At 31.7% G+C, this 16,110-nt stretch carries 14 protein-coding genes and 2 pseudogenes; 13 read left to right on the top strand and 3 right to left on the bottom strand.

Annotated elements, in window-relative coordinates; genetic code table 11:
- The first annotated feature begins 45 nt into the window (after nt 1-45).
- The 5 genes from cdaA (at nt 46) to arsB (ending at nt 3,492) form a co-directional block, all read left to right on the top strand.
- Nucleotides 46-822, top strand: coding sequence for a diadenylate cyclase CdaA (cdaA, locus tag JL193_RS13840; RefSeq protein WP_207971353.1), 777 nt, complete (start codon nt 46-48; stop codon nt 820-822).
- A gap of 102 nt (nt 823-924) precedes the next feature.
- Nucleotides 925-1,257: an ArsR/SmtB family transcription factor gene (locus tag JL193_RS13835; RefSeq protein ID WP_207971352.1), complete on the top strand. Its 333-nt coding sequence runs from the start codon at nt 925-927 to the stop codon at nt 1,255-1,257.
- A gap of 48 nt (nt 1,258-1,305) precedes the next feature.
- Nucleotides 1,306-1,776 (top strand): DUF6428 family protein, encoded by a 471-nt coding sequence (locus JL193_RS13830; protein ID WP_207971351.1) that lies wholly within the window; start codon nt 1,306-1,308, stop codon nt 1,774-1,776.
- Between the two features lie 21 nt (nt 1,777-1,797).
- Complete coding sequence (locus JL193_RS13825; protein WP_207971350.1) at nt 1,798-2,430, top strand: arsenate-mycothiol transferase ArsC; 633 nt, start codon at nt 1,798-1,800, stop codon at nt 2,428-2,430.
- A 3-nt stretch (nt 2,431-2,433) separates the two neighbouring features.
- Entirely contained in the window at nt 2,434-3,492 is a 1,059-nt protein-coding gene (arsB, locus tag JL193_RS13820; RefSeq protein WP_207971349.1) for an ACR3 family arsenite efflux transporter, read from the top strand.
- Nucleotides 3,493-3,572: 80 nt separating this feature from the next.
- On the opposite strand, the gene JL193_RS13815 is transcribed toward arsB, so the two are convergent.
- On the bottom strand, nt 3,573-4,610 hold the full coding sequence (locus JL193_RS13815) for an RluA family pseudouridine synthase (RefSeq protein WP_207971348.1): 1,038 nt from the start codon (nt 4,608-4,610) through the stop codon (nt 3,573-3,575).
- Nucleotides 4,611-4,665: 55 nt separating this feature from the next.
- Complete coding sequence (locus JL193_RS13810) at nt 4,666-5,223, bottom strand: PASTA domain-containing protein (protein ID WP_207971347.1); 558 nt, start codon at nt 5,221-5,223, stop codon at nt 4,666-4,668.
- A gap of 93 nt (nt 5,224-5,316) precedes the next feature.
- Between JL193_RS13810 and JL193_RS13805 the strand changes: the two are divergent.
- The 8 genes and pseudogenes from JL193_RS13805 (at nt 5,317) to JL193_RS13770 (ending at nt 14,149) form a co-directional block, all read left to right on the top strand.
- Nucleotides 5,317-6,293, top strand: a pseudogene (locus JL193_RS13805) (D-alanine--D-alanine ligase).
- Nucleotides 6,294-6,360: 67 nt separating this feature from the next.
- On the top strand, nt 6,361-6,816 hold the full coding sequence (gene coaD, locus JL193_RS13800; protein ID WP_207971346.1) for a pantetheine-phosphate adenylyltransferase: 456 nt from the start codon (nt 6,361-6,363) through the stop codon (nt 6,814-6,816).
- 6 nt (nt 6,817-6,822) lie between these two features.
- Nucleotides 6,823-8,567 (top strand): annotated as a pseudogene (locus JL193_RS13795) (M14 family metallopeptidase).
- 2 nt (nt 8,568-8,569) lie between these two features.
- Nucleotides 8,570-9,688, top strand: coding sequence for a lactonase family protein (locus JL193_RS13790; protein WP_207971345.1), 1,119 nt, complete (start codon nt 8,570-8,572; stop codon nt 9,686-9,688).
- A gap of 146 nt (nt 9,689-9,834) precedes the next feature.
- Nucleotides 9,835-10,299: a (2Fe-2S)-binding protein gene (locus JL193_RS13785; protein ID WP_207971344.1), complete on the top strand. Its 465-nt coding sequence runs from the start codon at nt 9,835-9,837 to the stop codon at nt 10,297-10,299.
- On the top strand, nt 10,296-12,512 hold the full coding sequence (locus tag JL193_RS13780; RefSeq protein ID WP_207971343.1) for a xanthine dehydrogenase family protein molybdopterin-binding subunit: 2,217 nt from the start codon (nt 10,296-10,298) through the stop codon (nt 12,510-12,512). The genes JL193_RS13785 and JL193_RS13780 overlap by 4 nt, the downstream gene beginning before the upstream one ends.
- Nucleotides 12,513-12,574: 62 nt before the next feature.
- A complete protein-coding gene (locus JL193_RS13775; protein ID WP_243456761.1) occupies nt 12,575-12,877 on the top strand; it encodes an Eco47II family restriction endonuclease in 303 nt (100 codons plus the stop codon).
- A 147-nt stretch (nt 12,878-13,024) separates the two neighbouring features.
- A complete protein-coding gene (locus tag JL193_RS13770; protein WP_207971342.1) occupies nt 13,025-14,149 on the top strand; it encodes a Fic family protein in 1,125 nt (374 codons plus the stop codon).
- A 67-nt stretch (nt 14,150-14,216) separates the two neighbouring features.
- Here JL193_RS13770 and JL193_RS13765 read toward each other — a convergent pair whose 3' ends face one another.
- Complete coding sequence (locus JL193_RS13765; protein ID WP_207971341.1) at nt 14,217-16,109, bottom strand: SulP family inorganic anion transporter; 1,893 nt, start codon at nt 16,107-16,109, stop codon at nt 14,217-14,219.
- Nucleotide 16,110 lies beyond the last annotated feature (1 nt).

Here is a 16,110-nt window from a genome sequence, read left to right as displayed (position 1 = left end):
CTCCAAATATTTATTAGTATTTTAGCCTAAAATCAGTTTGTTTTTATGTTCGATTTTATTGAATTTTCTTTGTTAGATGTATTAGACATTTTGTTGGTAGCAACACTACTCTATTATATTTACAAACTTTTAAAAGGAACTGTCGCTATAAACATTGTTATTGGAATTGCGTTTATTTTCTTAATCTGGAAAATTACACAGGCGCTAAAAATGGAAATGTTAAGTGGTATTTTAGGCTATTTACTTTCTGGTGGAGTTATTGCACTAATTATTGTTTTTCAGCAAGAAATACGAAAATTCTTATTAATGATTGGCACTACCAATTTTACCAATAAGCGAAGTTTTTTAAAACAATTAAAATTTTTACAAACAGAAATTAGTTCGGAAATCGATACCGATGTTATTTTAGAAGCGTGCAAAAAAATGTCGAAAACAAAAACGGGGGCTTTAATAGTTATCGAAAGAACAAATGCTTTAGACTTTTTAATTAATACTGGCGATACCATGAATGCTCAGGTTAACGAAGCTATTTTGCAAAGTGTTTTTTATAAAAACAGTCCTTTACACGATGGTGCTTTAATTATTAGAGACAATTATATTGTGGCCACAAGAGTTGTTTTACCAATTTCTGATAGTACAAAAATTCCTGCAAGATTTGGTTTAAGACACAGAGCAGCTATTGGAGTTTCAGAAAAAACAGATGCTGTTTGTGTATTAGTTTCCGAAGAAACTGGCGAAATCTCGTATATAAAAGATGGCGAATTTGTACTTTATAAAGACTTTGATGAGTTAAATGAAAAAATGAAAAAAGATTTCATCTAGTAAAAAAGTTATTTTTTTTCAGCTCCTTTTCTTTAAAAAATCAACAAAAAAGAATCCTTTTTAAAATATTAATCGTAATATTGCAATAAATATATATTTAAAATGGGATTAGCAAAAACCGAAATGTTTACCGACCAACAAAACGAAATTTCTCTTTTTGCGAAAGTATTTGGGCATCCTGCAAGAGTGGCTATTTTACAGCATTTATTTAAAATTAATTCTTGTGTTTGTGGCGATTTGGTAAATGAAATAGGCTTGGCACAACCCACCATATCACAACACTTAAAAGAATTAAAACATTTAGGTTTAATAAAAGGAAACGTAGAAGGTACTCGTGTTTGCTACTGTATCCATAAAGAAAATTGGACCGCAATGAAAACTGTTATGACCCAATTTTTAAATCAAGATGTAACTGAAAACCCTAGTTGTTGTTAAAAAAATTTGAAACAATTAATCGTAAAATCGCAATAAACAAATATAGTTATGAAATTATCACAAGTAAAATCAGTATTAAAAGAATTGGAAACGATAGCTTTTCAATTGCCAAATGGCAGCTTCGTACCCAGTCATTTTCACGTTACAGAAATAGGTAAAATTACCAAACATTTTATCGATTGTGGCGGAACAGAACGTAAAGAAGAAGTCGTAAACTTTCAACTTTGGAGTGCGAATGACTACAACCATCGATTGCACCCGGAAAAATTAATAAGTATTATCGAACTTTCTGAAAAAACATTACAAATAGATGATTTAGAAATTGAAGTGGAATATCAAGGAAAAGAAACCATTGGAAAATATGGATTGGATTTTGATGGAAGAAATTTCTTATTAACATCTAAAATTACGGCTTGTTTGGCTTTAGACGCTTGTGGAATTCCCGCAGAAAAACCAAAAGTTAAATTATCTACTTTGCAAGAAGAATCTTGTTGCACACCAGATGGAAACTGTTGTTAAAAAAAATAATTTTATAAAAAAATGACATCAACTAAAACTAACTTATTTTTAGAAATAGAACAAGTTATTAAGAAATTAAATACGCAAACTATTTCTAGCGAGCGTAAAGAAACTTTACAGCCTTTAATAGATTTTATACAATCTAAAGTTTTAAGTAACAAAGAAATTCGTATCAATTTTATTTGTACACACAATTCGCGAAGAAGTCATTTATCACAAATTTGGGCACAAACAATGGCCAACTATTTTAATATAAAAAATGTGTTTTGTTATTCGGGCGGTACTGAAGAAACAGCACTTTTTCCAATGGTTGCAGAAACTTTGCAAAATTCAGGTTTTCAAATAAACACAATTTCGAAAAACGAGAATCCTGTTTATAGCATTAAGTACGCAGAAAACGAGCATCCAATTATCGGTTTTTCAAAAAAATTAGATGACGCTTTTAATCCTAGATCTAAATTTGTTGCTATTATGACTTGTGATTCTGCAAACGAGGCATGCCCATTTGTACCAGGTGCAGAAAAACGTATTCCTATAACTTTCGAAGACCCAAAAGCATTTGACAATACACCACAACAAGCAGAAAAATACTACGAAAGAAGTGTACAAATAGCGACTGAAATGTTTCATATTTTTTCTCAAATTAAATCATAAAATATGGCTTCAAAAAAATTAAGTTTTCTCGATAGAAATTTAACACTTTGGATATTTATAGCAATGGCTCTAGGTGTTAGTCTTGGGTATTTTATTCCCACATTTCCTAATATAATAAACTCTTTTAGCAGTGGAACTACTAATATTCCTATTGCTATGGGTTTAATTTTAATGATGTATCCGCCTTTGGCAAAAGTTAATTATGCCTTATTACCTAAAGTTTTTAAAAACACAAAAATACTTTCTATTTCACTTATTCTCAATTGGATTATTGGTCCTGTACTCATGTTTTTTTTGGCAATTACATTTTTACGCGACTACCCAGAATATATGGTGGGTCTTATATTAATTGGGTTGGCTCGTTGCATCGCAATGGTTTTGGTTTGGAACGACCTTGCAGAAGGTAGTAGCGAATATGGTGCTGGTTTAGTTGCATTAAACAGTATTTTTCAAGTTTTTGCATATAGTTTTTATGCATGGATTTTTATAACCGTGCTTCCACCTTATTTTGGATTTGGAGGAGCAATTGTTGACATTTCAATTGGTACAATTGCAGAAAGTGTCGCTATTTATTTAGGCATTCCGTTTGTATTGGGAATTTTAAGCCGATTGATTTTAGTAAAATTGAAAGGAGAAGAATGGTACACAAAGAAGTTCATTCCAACGATTTCTCCAATAACTTTAATTGCACTTTTATTTACCATTGTAGTTATGTTCTCGTTAAAAGGAGAATTAATTGTAGCAATTCCAATGGATGTTTTAATAATTGCAGTTCCTCTACTAATTTACTTTACACTAATGTTTATCATAGGTTTTTTCTTCACCAAAGCTACAGGAGCCACTTACGACAAAACAGCTTCAGTAGCATTTACAGCCGCTGGAAATAATTTTGAATTGGCCATTGCAGTTGCTATTGCCGTTTTTGGGCTAAATTCTGGACAAGCTTTTGCAGGTGTTATGGGACCTTTGGTCGAAGTTCCTGCATTAATTTTATTGGTTCGTGTTTCTTTTTGGTTGCGAAAAAAATATTATGGAAAAGAAAAACAAAAGTTAAAAACCTAAAATTTGCAATAAAAACAGAAAAATAGCCATTTTTAGATTTGTAAAAGTATATTTGTTTATCATTATAAACTTACTTACTTCTACTCAAACTCTTCTTTAGAATTCTCGGAATAGGTTCTCCATTTCTCTAGGCAGTCTATCATATCTTTAGGAATTTCGGAATTAAACTGCATAAATTCTCCCGTTTTTGGATGTGTAAAACCTAAGGTTTTTGCATGCAAAGCTTGCCTTGGCAATACTTTAAAACAATTATGTACAAATTGTTTGTATTTTGTAAATGTAGTTCCTTTTAAAATGGCATCTCCACCATAACGTTCGTCGTTAAATAATGTATGCCCAATATGTTTAAAATGTGCTCTAATTTGGTGTGTTCGTCCCGTTTCTAATTTGCATTGCACCAAAGTAACGTACGTTAATCTCTCTAAAACTTTAAAATGAGTAACTGCATGTTTACCAAAATCGCCATTTGGAAAAACATCCATTTGTAAACGATTTTTTAAACTCCGCCCAATATTTCCTTCAATGCGACCTTCATCTTCTGCAATATTGCCCCAAACTAAAGCGTAATACAAGCGCTCTGTAGTTCTGTCGAAAAACTGTTTCGATAAATGTGCCATAGCAAACTCTGTTTTTGCAACCACCAATAAACCACTGGTATCTTTATCGATTCTATGCACCAAACCTGGCCTTTCATTAGAATTCGTAGGTAAGTTTTCTATATGATAAATTAACGCATTTACCAAAGTTCCAGAATAGTTTCCATGACCTGGATGTACCACCATTCCTGCAGGTTTATTTACAACAATTACAGTATCATCTTCATAAACAATATCTAAAGAAATGTCTTCTGCAACCAATAAATTTTCTGCTGGTGGATACGCCAAAACAACTCTAACAACATCTTTAGGCTTAACTTTATGGTTCGATTTTACAGCAACATTGTTCACTAAAACGTTTCCAGCTTTTGCAGCTTGTTGTACCTTATTTCTGGTAGCGTTTTCAATAAAATTCATTAAAAACTTATCTACTCGTAAAGGTTCTTGCCCTTCACTGGCAACAAATTTATAATGTTCGTATAATTCTTCTTTCTCTAAATAGAGACTTTGTTCTTCCTGCAAAATAATTTTCTTAAACTATTACTATTAACGAGTCAACAGAACACTGCAAACTTTTTTATCTCCCATTTCCATCACCCAAAACCAAATCTACAATAGAGTTTAGTGGTAATTTATCGCCTTCATTTAATATTTTTCCATTGTGTCGTAAACCACGAACCACATCTTTACCAATATCATTTACATAAGTAAAGTTCGTTCCAACGTTTAAACCCATTGCTCTTAACTGAGAAGAGGCTTGTCTTTTAGTGCGTCCGTTTAAATCTGGAATAGTAACATCTCTATATTTAGAAGGGTTTAAGGTTAAATAAATTTTACGTTTTTCTTTTACAAAATCTCCCGCTTTTGGCGTTTGCTCGATGACCGATTTTTTAGGATAATCTGGATTGTAACTCGCACTATCGATAATCTTAAAATCTAAATTTAATTCCTTTAATTTTCTATCTACATCTTCTAAAGACAATTTTTGCAAATCTGGAACTTGTATTTTTTGATCGTGATTTGTGGTAACACCCAACCAAAATTTTAATATAAAAACAAACAGTAACAAACCAACAACTGCAATTACAATTTGAATGAAAAAAGATTTACTTTTTAAAAACTGAAAAACACTCATTTTTAGATTTTTTTAATCTTACAAAGATATAAAAAGTAAACGTTGCTGTTTCTATTTATATTTTGATAAATTTGTTTTATTATTTTAACGTAAATGAAGAAAAATATTGCCATTGTAATGGGGGGCTATTCCTCCGAAGTTAACATTTCGCTAAAAAGTGGAAATGTTGTTTACAAGCACCTAAATAAAGAAAAATACAATTCTTTTAGAGTACATATTTTAAAAGAAAAATGGGTTGCTTTAGATGAAAACGAAAAGGAGTTTCCGATCGATAAAAACGATTTTTCTTTTATTTTACAAGAAAATAAAATAAAGTTCGATTGTGTTTTTAACGCCATACATGGTGCTCCAGGAGAAAATGGGCAATTATTAGCCTATTTTAGTTTGCTAAATTTAAAACACACTTCTGCCCCATTTTACCAAATGGCATTAACCTTTAATAAACGAGATACTTTAAGTGTTTTAAAGGCATATGGCATTAAAACGGCTACTTCTATTTTCTTAAATAAAGGCGATAAAATTGATGAAAACGCCATCACAGAAAAAGTAGGTTTTCCCTGTTTTATAAAACCAAATAATGCAGGTTCTAGTTACGGAATTTCGAAAGTTTACAAAAAAGAAGAAATTTTACCAGCCATAGAAAAAGCGTATGCCGAAGATTCTGAGATTTTAATCGAATCTTTTTTAAACGGAACAGAAGTTTCGGTTGGTGTTATTCAATACCAAAAAAAACAAAAGTTTTACCAATTACAGAAATTGTTTCTGAAAACGATTTTTTCGATTATCAAGCAAAATACGAAGGAAAATCTAAGGAAATAACGCCTGCAAGAATTTCTTCTAAAGAAAAAGCCAACGTAGAAAAAGTTGCCAAAAAAGTTTATGAGGTTTTAAATATGTCGGGGTTTTCGAGGGCAGAATATATTTTTGTAAATAACGAACCTTATTTCTTAGAAATAAATACAGTACCGGGTTTAACAGAAGAAAGTATTTTACCTCAGCAAGCACAAGCAGCAGGCATTTCTTTAGAACAATTGTTCGACAATGCCATTGAATTGGCTTTGGAAAATTAGTATTAAAAAATAGTTGTTAAAAAAAATACGTGATTTTTTCTGGCAATATGGTTTAAAATATAAAAAAATGAAAAGAGCAATTTTTCCAGGGTCATTTGACCCCATCACATTAGGTCATTTTGATATTATTTCAAGAGGCGTTAAGCTTTTCGACGAATTAATTATTGCCATTGGTGTAAATGCCGATAAAAAATACATGTTCACTTTAGAAGAGCGTAAAAAATTTATCGAAGAATGTTTTAAAAACAATCCAAAAATTAAAGTAGTTACTTACAAAGGTTTAACGGTAGATTTCTGTCTAAAAAATAATGTCGATTTTATTTTAAGAGGACTTAGAAACCCAGCAGATTTCGAATTCGAAAAAGCTATCGCACACACAAACAGAGACTTAGCCCCTATAGAAACTGTATTTTTATTAACAGCTGCAAGCACTTCTTACATTTCGTCTTCTATTGTTAGAGACGTTATTCGAAACCATGGAGACTATACAAAATTAGTTCCAAAACCAGTTCGTATAAAATAATGTCTTATGAGAAAACTGTTCTTTTTAACCATTTTAATGCTTGCTTTTTCTTGTAAAAATGCTTCAAAAAGCGAAATTGATTTTACAACACTTTTCGAAAAATCAGAAGGAAAAGAAACGCCAGAATACAAAGATGTAATTTCTTTTTATGAAGATTTGGCAAACGAATATTCCGAAATTTCTCTCTTTTCATTTGGGCAAACAGATGCTGGCGAGCCACTACATTTGGTGGTTTACAATCAAGAAAGCATTTATAATGTCGAAGAAATTACAAATTCTAAAAAAACCAGCGTTTTAATCAATAACGGAATTCATCCAGGAGAATCAGATGGCATAGATGCTTCCATGATGCTTTTACGTGACATTGTTCAGAATGATTCTTTAAAGAAAAAATATAAAAATACTTTACTTGCTGTAATTCCTGTGTACAATATTGGTGGTGCTTTGAATAGAAATTCGCACACGAGAGCAAATCAAAACGGCCCCGTTGAATATGGTTTTCGAGGAAATGCAAGAAATTTCGATTTGAATAGAGATTTCATCAAACAAGACACTAAAAATGCAGCTGCTTTTGCTGAAATTTTTCACGCGGTAAATCCTGATATTTTTATAGACAATCACGTAAGTAATGGTGCCAATTATCAATACGCAATTACACATTTATTTACGCAACACAATAAATTGGGTGGCAATTTAGGTGCATTTTTAGAGAACGAAATGCGCCCTCAGATAGAAGCATCTTTACAAGAAAAAAACATTATAATTACGCCTTACGTAAATGTTTGGGGCAACACACCAGAAGCTGGTTTTTCTCAATTTTTCGATTCGCCAAGATATTCTACTGGCTACACAACTTTGTTTCACACATTGGGTTTCATGGTAGAAACACACATGTTAAAACCCTATAAAATTAGAGTAGAACAAACCTATGAATTGTTGTTTTCTGCACTAGATTTTGGCGAAGCAAATTCACAAAAAATTAAAGAACTACGCACCAAGGCTTTAGAAGAAATCCTTAGCAAAAAAACATATCCAATTACCTATAAAGTAGATCAAGAAAACCCAACCACTTTACAATTTAAAGGTTATGAAGCAACTATAATTGAAAGTAAAGTAACCAATGGAAAACGGCTATTTTACGACACCAACAAACCATTTACAAAAGAAATAAAATACTACAATAATTTTCTTTCAGATAAAGAAATTACTATCCCAAAAGCCTATATTTTACCCCAAGGTTGGCACGAAGTAATTGAAAGATTAGAAATAAATAATATTGAATATACACAGTTTAAAAAAGATACTACAATTTCTGTGGAAGTACATCATGTTGTAGATTATAAAACAAGAAACTCTGCTTACGAAGGTCATTATTTACACTACAATACAATTGTAAAAAAATCTACAAAAGAAATACAGTTTAGAAAAGGAGATTTGTACATTCCAACCAACCAAAATGGCGTACGTTATTTGTTAGAAACGTTAGAAGCCGAAGCTACAGATTCGTTTTTTAATTGGAACTTTTTCGATACTATCCTACAACAAAAAGAAGGTTATTCTGCCTATGTTTTTGAAGATATTGCTGAAAAAATAGTAGCAGAAAATACTGATATAAAAAATGCGTTTGATGAGAAAATGAAAAATGATGAAGCTTTCGCAAAAAACCAAGAATGCAATTAGATTTTGTGTATAAAAATTCACCTTATTACGAACCTGCGCATTTAGTTTTGCCTGTTTTTAAAATTTATTAATTATGAAGAAAATACTACTACTTCTTACCTTATGTATCTCTTTTGGATGTAAAACTTCTAAAAAAGAAACCGAACCCAAAAACGAACCCAAAAACATGACTTTCTACGTTGGAACTTACACAAAAAAAGACAGCAAAGGAATTTACAAATATGCACTTTCTTCTGTAGGAAAATTATCGAAAATTGGTTTGATGGCAGAAACTGTAAACCCATCTTTTTTAGCAAAATCGAAAAACAACAAAACACTTTTTGCAGTTGGAGAAACAGATATTAACGGAACTGGTTTTATTAGTTCTTTTAAAATAGAAAAAGATACTTTAGAATTTATAAGTAAAGCCGAAACTGGTGGTGCAAACCCTTGTTTTGTTGCCGTAAATACTAATAATTATATGGTTACTGCGAACTATTCTGGTGGAAATGTTGGTTTGTTAAAAGCAGATAATTCTGGGAAATTAATGCCTTTGTTATTTGTACAACAACATTCTGGAAAAGGAACAACAAAAAGACAGCAAAGTCCACATGCACATTCGGCTTGGTTTCATCCGAATAAAAAAGAAATAATTTCTGTAGATTTAGGCACCAACGAATTGTGGTTTTCTAAAATTAATACCACTAAAAACAAATTGGTTTTTACAAAACAAAAAAAATTAAAAATGGCAGATGGAGCTGGACCAAGACACTTAACGTTTCATCCAAATAAAAAATGGATATATGTTTTAAACGAATTAAACAACACCATTTCGTTGGTAAAAGAAAAAGACAGTACTTACTTTATCGAGAATACAGTTTCTACATTGCCAAAAAATTTTACAGATAATAGCAAAGCTGCAGACATTCATATTTCAGATGATGGAAAATTTGTTTATGCTTCCAATCGCGGACATAATTCAATCGCAATTTTTGAGGTAAATCCAGAGAATGGAAATTTAAAAACGGTTGGTTATAAAGATGTTTTGGGAGACAATCCTCGAAACTTTTCTTTATCACCAGACAATAAGTTTTTGGTAGTTGCAAATCAAGATACCAACAACATCATCTCTTTTAAAAGAGATACTGCCACAGGAAAACTAACTTTTATAAACGAAGTTTTTGCCCCAACACCTGTTTGTATTTTGTTTTAGAAATGAGCTGTTTCTCAAAAAATCATAGTTCTTAGCGAGCTGAAATTAAAATTTTAATGTGGTAATAAAATCAATATTTAAAAAAAGTTAAAAGATTTCTTCTAGTTCATTTTATTCGTAACTTGTAGTTTTTAAAATTTCTACAAGTGAATGTAAACTTATCAATCAACGGAAAATCGTATATTATTCAGGCACAAGAAGATATGCCTTTGCTTTGGGCAATTAGAGATCTTATTGGTTTAACAGGAACAAAATTTGGCTGTGGTGTAAGTCAATGTGGTGCGTGTTCGGTTTTAATCGATGGAAATCTCACAAAATCTTGTGGAACTCTAGTTTCTGCTGCCATTGGAAAAGAAATTTTTACGATTGAAGGAACTTCCGAAAACTTAGAGTTTTTAAGACAAGCTTGGAACGATGGAAATGTGCCCCAATGTGGTTATTGCCAATCAGGCCAATTAATTGCAGCCACTTCTTTGTTAGATAAAATTAAAAATCCTTCTGATGAAGATATTGACAATGCCATGAGCTCTAACATTTGTAGATGCGGAACGTATTCGCGAATTAGAAAAGCAATTCACAAAGCTGTTGCACTTAAAAACGAAAAAATATGAGCAAAATTCAGCAAATAAACAGACGAGATTTTGTAAAATTATTCGGTTTAACAACTGGTGGAATTATTTTAGGTTGCAATACTCCTACAGTTGAAAAAAAGTTTAAACCCACAATAAATAAAGATTTTTTTGAACCAAATTTATTCATTCATTTAGAGAAAAATGGAAACGTAACTTTAATTGCTTCGCGATCAGAAATGGGCCAAGGAATTAGAACTTCTTTGGCTTCTGCAATTGCAGATGAAATGGAAGCAGATTGGAAATACATTTCTGTAAAACAGGCCATTGGTCACGAAAAATATGGAAATCAAAATACAGATGGTTCTAGAAGTGTGCGCACAAAATTAGAACCCATGCGTAAAATGGGAGCAACAGCAAAATTAATGTTGATTTCTGCTGCTGCAAAAAAATGGAATATTGTAGCAAGCGCTTGTAAAGCCGAAAATCACTATATAATAAACACCAATACTCACGAGAAAATTTTCTTTGGCGATTTGGTGGAAGAAGCGTCAAAAATTGAAATACCTGCTGAAGAAAACATACAACTTAAAAAAGTTGAAGATTTTAAATTCATTGGAAAAACCTTAAAAAGTGTCGATTTAAAAGATTTTACGCATGGAACCGCCACTTATGGGATTGATGTTCGCATTCCGAATCTAAAATTTGCTGCAGTTGCAAGATGTCCTGTAACGTTTGGAACCGTAAAAAGTTTTAATAAATCCAAGGCTGAAAAAGTTGCGGGTGTAGAAAAAATAATTCCGTTAGATAGATTGGTTCCTCCAACAGGCAAATTCTTTGGAATGTTGGGTGGTGTTGCTGTAATTGCAAACAATACATGGTCTGCTTTTCAAGGAAAATTAGATTTAGACATCGAATGGAATTATGGTGAAAATAAAACTTTTAATTCTGAAGAATTTACAAATACACTAAAAAAACGTATAAAAAAAACAGGAAAATTAGTTCCTGGAAGTAGAGGAAATGTAAATTCCGCTTTTAAAGATTCAGAACAAACTGTGGAAGCTACATATCATGTTCCGTTTTTAGTGCACGCTCCAATGGAAGTGCCAAATGCGACTGCTTGGTTTCAAAAAGATACAATTAAAGTTTGGGCGCCAGTGCAAGATCCGCAAACGGCCAGAAGCGAACTTGCTCACTTTTTTAATATTCCTGTTGAAAATATAACTGTGAATGTTACTTTTTTAGGTGGCGGATTTGGGAGAAAATCAAAGTCGGACTTTGTAGTGGAAGCTGTTGCTTTGTCCAAAGAAATAAATGCGCCAGTTCAAGTCGTTTGGACTCGTGAAGACGATATAAAACATAGTTTTTACCACGCAACAAGTGTGCAATATTTAAAAGGTGGTTTAGATAAAAACGGAAACATAACTGGTTGGTTGCAAAGAGTTGGCTTCCCTTCTATTGTGTCTTCTTTTAAACCTTTGTCTGATTATGCATCTGGTTTTGAACTCGGGCAGGGTTTTACCAACAATCCTTATGCTTTAGAAAATTTTCGACTAGAAAACGTAAAAGCCGAAGCAAATTTAAGAATTGGTTGGTTGCGTTCTGTGGTTCATATTCATAGTGGGTTTGGAATTAATTCTTTTGTAGATGAATTGGCTTTTGCAGCCAAAAAAGATCCTGTTCAGTTTCATTTAGATTTATTAGGAAAAGATAGAATAATCAAAGGAAAATCGAATTATCCTTTCAATTCCAAACGTTTAAAAGATGTTTTAAAAAAGACTGCTACAATGGCAAATTGGGGAAAAGAATTGCCAAAAAACCACGGTTTGGGAGTTGCGATTCATTATAGTTTTTACAGTTATGTAGCCACTATTGTAGAAGTTTCTGTAAATGATGAAAAAGTAAAATTAGAAAATGTTTGGACCACTATAGATTGTGGATTGGCTTTAAATAAAGACAATATTAAAAACCAATTAGAAGGTGCAACCATTTTTGGAATGTCCATTGCTTTGTTCGGGAAAATTTCTACAAAAAACGGAGCAGTTGAGCAAAATAATTTCTTCGATTACCAAATGACACGAATGAAAGATGCTCCAAAAATTCACATCGAAATTATGGACAAAATGCACGAACCACCCACTGGAGTTGGCGAACCTGGAGTTCCTGTAATGGCACCAGCCATTTGTAATGCCATTTTTAATGCGACTGGAAAACGCGTTCGAAGTTTGCCTTTGGTAGATTTGGGGATGGTTTAGAGTTAAAACTTTTCAAAACAAAAATTATTATTTAAATTCGTTCTCTTCAAGAAAAAGAAAAAATGACAAACACATATTTAAGTTATATTTCAGATGAACATCTTTTATCTTGCATAGAAAATCTTCATAATTCTTATTTAAAAACGAAAGCCAATGTAAGCAAAAAGAAATTTTATAAAAATAAAATTGACACCATAAAGCTAACGTTTGATGCTAAATTCAATGATTTAGATGAAGAAACATTGATTAAAACTGAAATTAATCGTCCAATTGATAAATCGATTAATAACTCGATTGGAACTTTTCACAAACAAATTTTAGGTGGAATTGATAATTTTGAAATCGACAAAATTAAGTGGTTTTGATATAAAAGCAGTTGGGTAACATTAAATAGCACCTTTCAATAATTAAGAATTTAAGCATATATTTAATTTACAACCTTTCTTATTTAATATTTTTGCGATATTCTTAATTAAGGGGTATCTTTGTTTAAGTATATACTTAAATAAAAAATGAAAACATTCAAATCTGGTAATTATATAAACCAAGGAACTCATAAAAGCTTTCAGCCTACTAAAATAAATCAACAATGGACTATTGACGATATGGAGGTATTAACTCTTTTAAGTCAAGCAGACAGACAACTTGGAAGACTTGATATGTATTCTGAATACATTCCAAATATCGATTTATTTATCAGTATGCACGTTTTAAAAGAAGCAACTCAATCAAGTAAAATTGAAGGGACAAAAACGAATATAGAAGATGCTTTATTAGATAAAGAAGATGTAAATGATGAAAAAAGAGATGATTGGGAAGAAGTACAAAATTATATAGAAGCATTAAATTCTGCTATCAAAAATTTAGAAAAGCTACCTTTTTCTTCTCGATTGATAAGGGAAACCCACAAAATACTACTACAAGGAGTAAGAGGAAAACATAAACTTCCTGGAGAGTTTAGGAGTAGTCAAAATTGGATAGGAGGAGCAAGTATCAATGATGCTACATTTGTTCCACCAACTCACACAAGTGTTAATGAGTATATGGGTGATTTAGAAAATTTCGCCCATAATATTGAATCATTTTTCCCTGATTTACTTAAAATAGCATTGATACATTATCAATTTGAAACTATTCACCCCTTTCTGGATGGTAATGGTAGAGTAGGTAGATTAATGATTACGTTGTATTTAGTTGAGAAAGGAATATTAAAAAAACCTATTCTCTATCTCTCTGATTTTTTTGAAAGAAACAGAATGTTATATTATGATAATCTAACAAAAGTTAGAGAGAAAAATGATTTGAGTCAATGGTTCAAATTCTTTTTAGTTGGAGTAATAGAAACAGCAAAAAACGGAATAGATACATTTGATAGTATTTTAAAACTACAAAAAGAAGTTGAAATTAAACTACAAACATTAGGAAGTCGATCGCATAATGCACAATTGATTTTAAACCATCTTTACCAACGACCAATTATAAATGCCCAAAAAGTTAAAGAATTGACAGGTTTATCGTTACCTTCCGTTTACAAGTTGATTGAAGAACTCGAAAAACTAGAAATATTAAATGAAATAACTGGAGCCAAAAGAGGGAAAATTTATCTATTCAAAGAATATACGAAACTATTTAAATAAAAACAAAAATGGTTTGGAGAAATTAACGGAAAAGAATACAAAAAATTATTTTTTATTATAACAAGCCCTAAAACTTATAATCTCCTAAAGGTTTCGGAAATTTCTCTGGATTTGCTGCTAAATGATATCTTGGGTCATCGATATCTTCAATAATTATGTCTGCAAAAATTGGCGAAGCTTTGTATAATAAAACTTTACAATCTTCACTTAAATGTTTTAGGGTTACTTTTTTTCCTGCAGCTTGGTATTTTTCTACCAAACCAAAAATGGCTTCTATGGCAGAATGATCAGAAACACGTGCTTCCACAAAGTCGATTTCTATCGTATCTGGATCGTTTTTAACATCGAATTTTGCATTAAAATCGGTAATACTCCCAAAGAATAATGGCCCCCAAATTTCATAAATTTTTGTTCCATCTTCTTTAAAACGCTTTCTAGCTCTAATTTTCTTAGCACTTGTCCATGCAAAAGATAATGCGGAAATGATAACTCCTACAAAAACTGCGATTGCCAAATCAAAGAAAACAGTAACTGCAGAAACAGTAATTAGTACAAATGCATCTGAAACTGGTATTTTTTTTAAGATTCTAAAACTCGACCATGCAAAAGTTTCTATTACCATCATAAACATAACCCCCACAAGTGCTGCAATGGGTACTTGTTCTATATATTTATCTGCAAATAATATAAAAGTTAGTAAGGTTATCGCCATCATAACACCAGATAAACGTCCACGACCACCAGCGTTAATATTGATAACGGTTTGCCCAATCATTCCACAACCACCAGTTCCGCCAAAAAGCCCACTAAAAATATTTCCAGCTCCTTGTGCAAGACATTCTTTATTTCCATTTCCACGAGATTCTGTTAACTCATCTACGAGGTTCATGGTCATTAAGGTTTCTATTAAACCAACAGATGCCGCTAAAAATGCATAAGGTGCAATAAATTTTAAGGTATCTAAATTAAAAGGAAGGTGGCTCCAAAGTTCTAAAATATTTAATTTACTAGAAATTTCGTCAATACCATTCAACCCAGCACCTCCACCATCTCTAATAAAATCACCTACGTTTATGGAGTTTAATCCACTAAAAATAGAAATTAAGGTTACAATTAAAATGGCTGTTAATGCGGCTGGTACTTTGGTCGTTAATTTAGGTAAACCCCAAACGATAAGCATGGTTAATAATATCAAACCAATCATTACATACAAAGTTTTTCCTTGCATCGTCGTTTTTACAACCCCTTTATCTTTTACAGAGTAAAAAGCATCTTTAGTGGCATTAAAAACAACTTTTTTAGTTTTTACATCAAAAACTTGACCATCTGAAAGTAAAAATACTTCTTCGCCTGTACTATTATTTTTTACTGAATTCCCTTCAATGGTAAACAAAACTGTATTCGAGGCAATGTCTTTTACTGTATTATCCGAAACATTATATACTAACTCTTTAGATTTTGTTTTACGCATATTTTGTCCGAAAAAATCTTTTTTATTTTCTTTAAACATGCCCAATTGTGCCATAAAAATAACAATGGCCAAACCGTTTACAAAGCCCATCATTACTGGATGTGGAATTAAACGCACAAATTTTCCTAGTTTAAAAATACCCGCAAATACCTGTATAATTCCCATTAAAACTACGGCTGCTAATAAATAAAAATACCCCATATTTTCTACAGGAGTATCAAAAAGCAATCCTTTTGCGTGCCCTTCTTGAATCATGGTTACAAAAATTACAGCCACAGCACCAGCAGCACCAGAAATTAACCCTGGTCTTCCTCCAAAAAGTGCAGAAATAATTCCTACTACAAAAGCGCCAAATAAAGCTACAATTGGGCTAATTTGAGCAACAAAAGCAAATGCTACCACTTCTGGAATCATCGCTAAAGAAACAGTAATACCTGCTAAAACATCGTCTTTAGCATTCGGAATTATTTTTTTAATAAATTCAGTCATA

Origin of the sequence: Polaribacter batillariae, from assembly GCF_017498485.1 — a bacterium.
In the GTDB taxonomy this organism is placed as follows: domain Bacteria; phylum Bacteroidota; class Bacteroidia; order Flavobacteriales; family Flavobacteriaceae; genus Polaribacter; species Polaribacter batillariae.
Note: the sequence above shows the minus strand (reverse complement) of the source record. Positions and strands in the feature narration are given on the sequence as shown.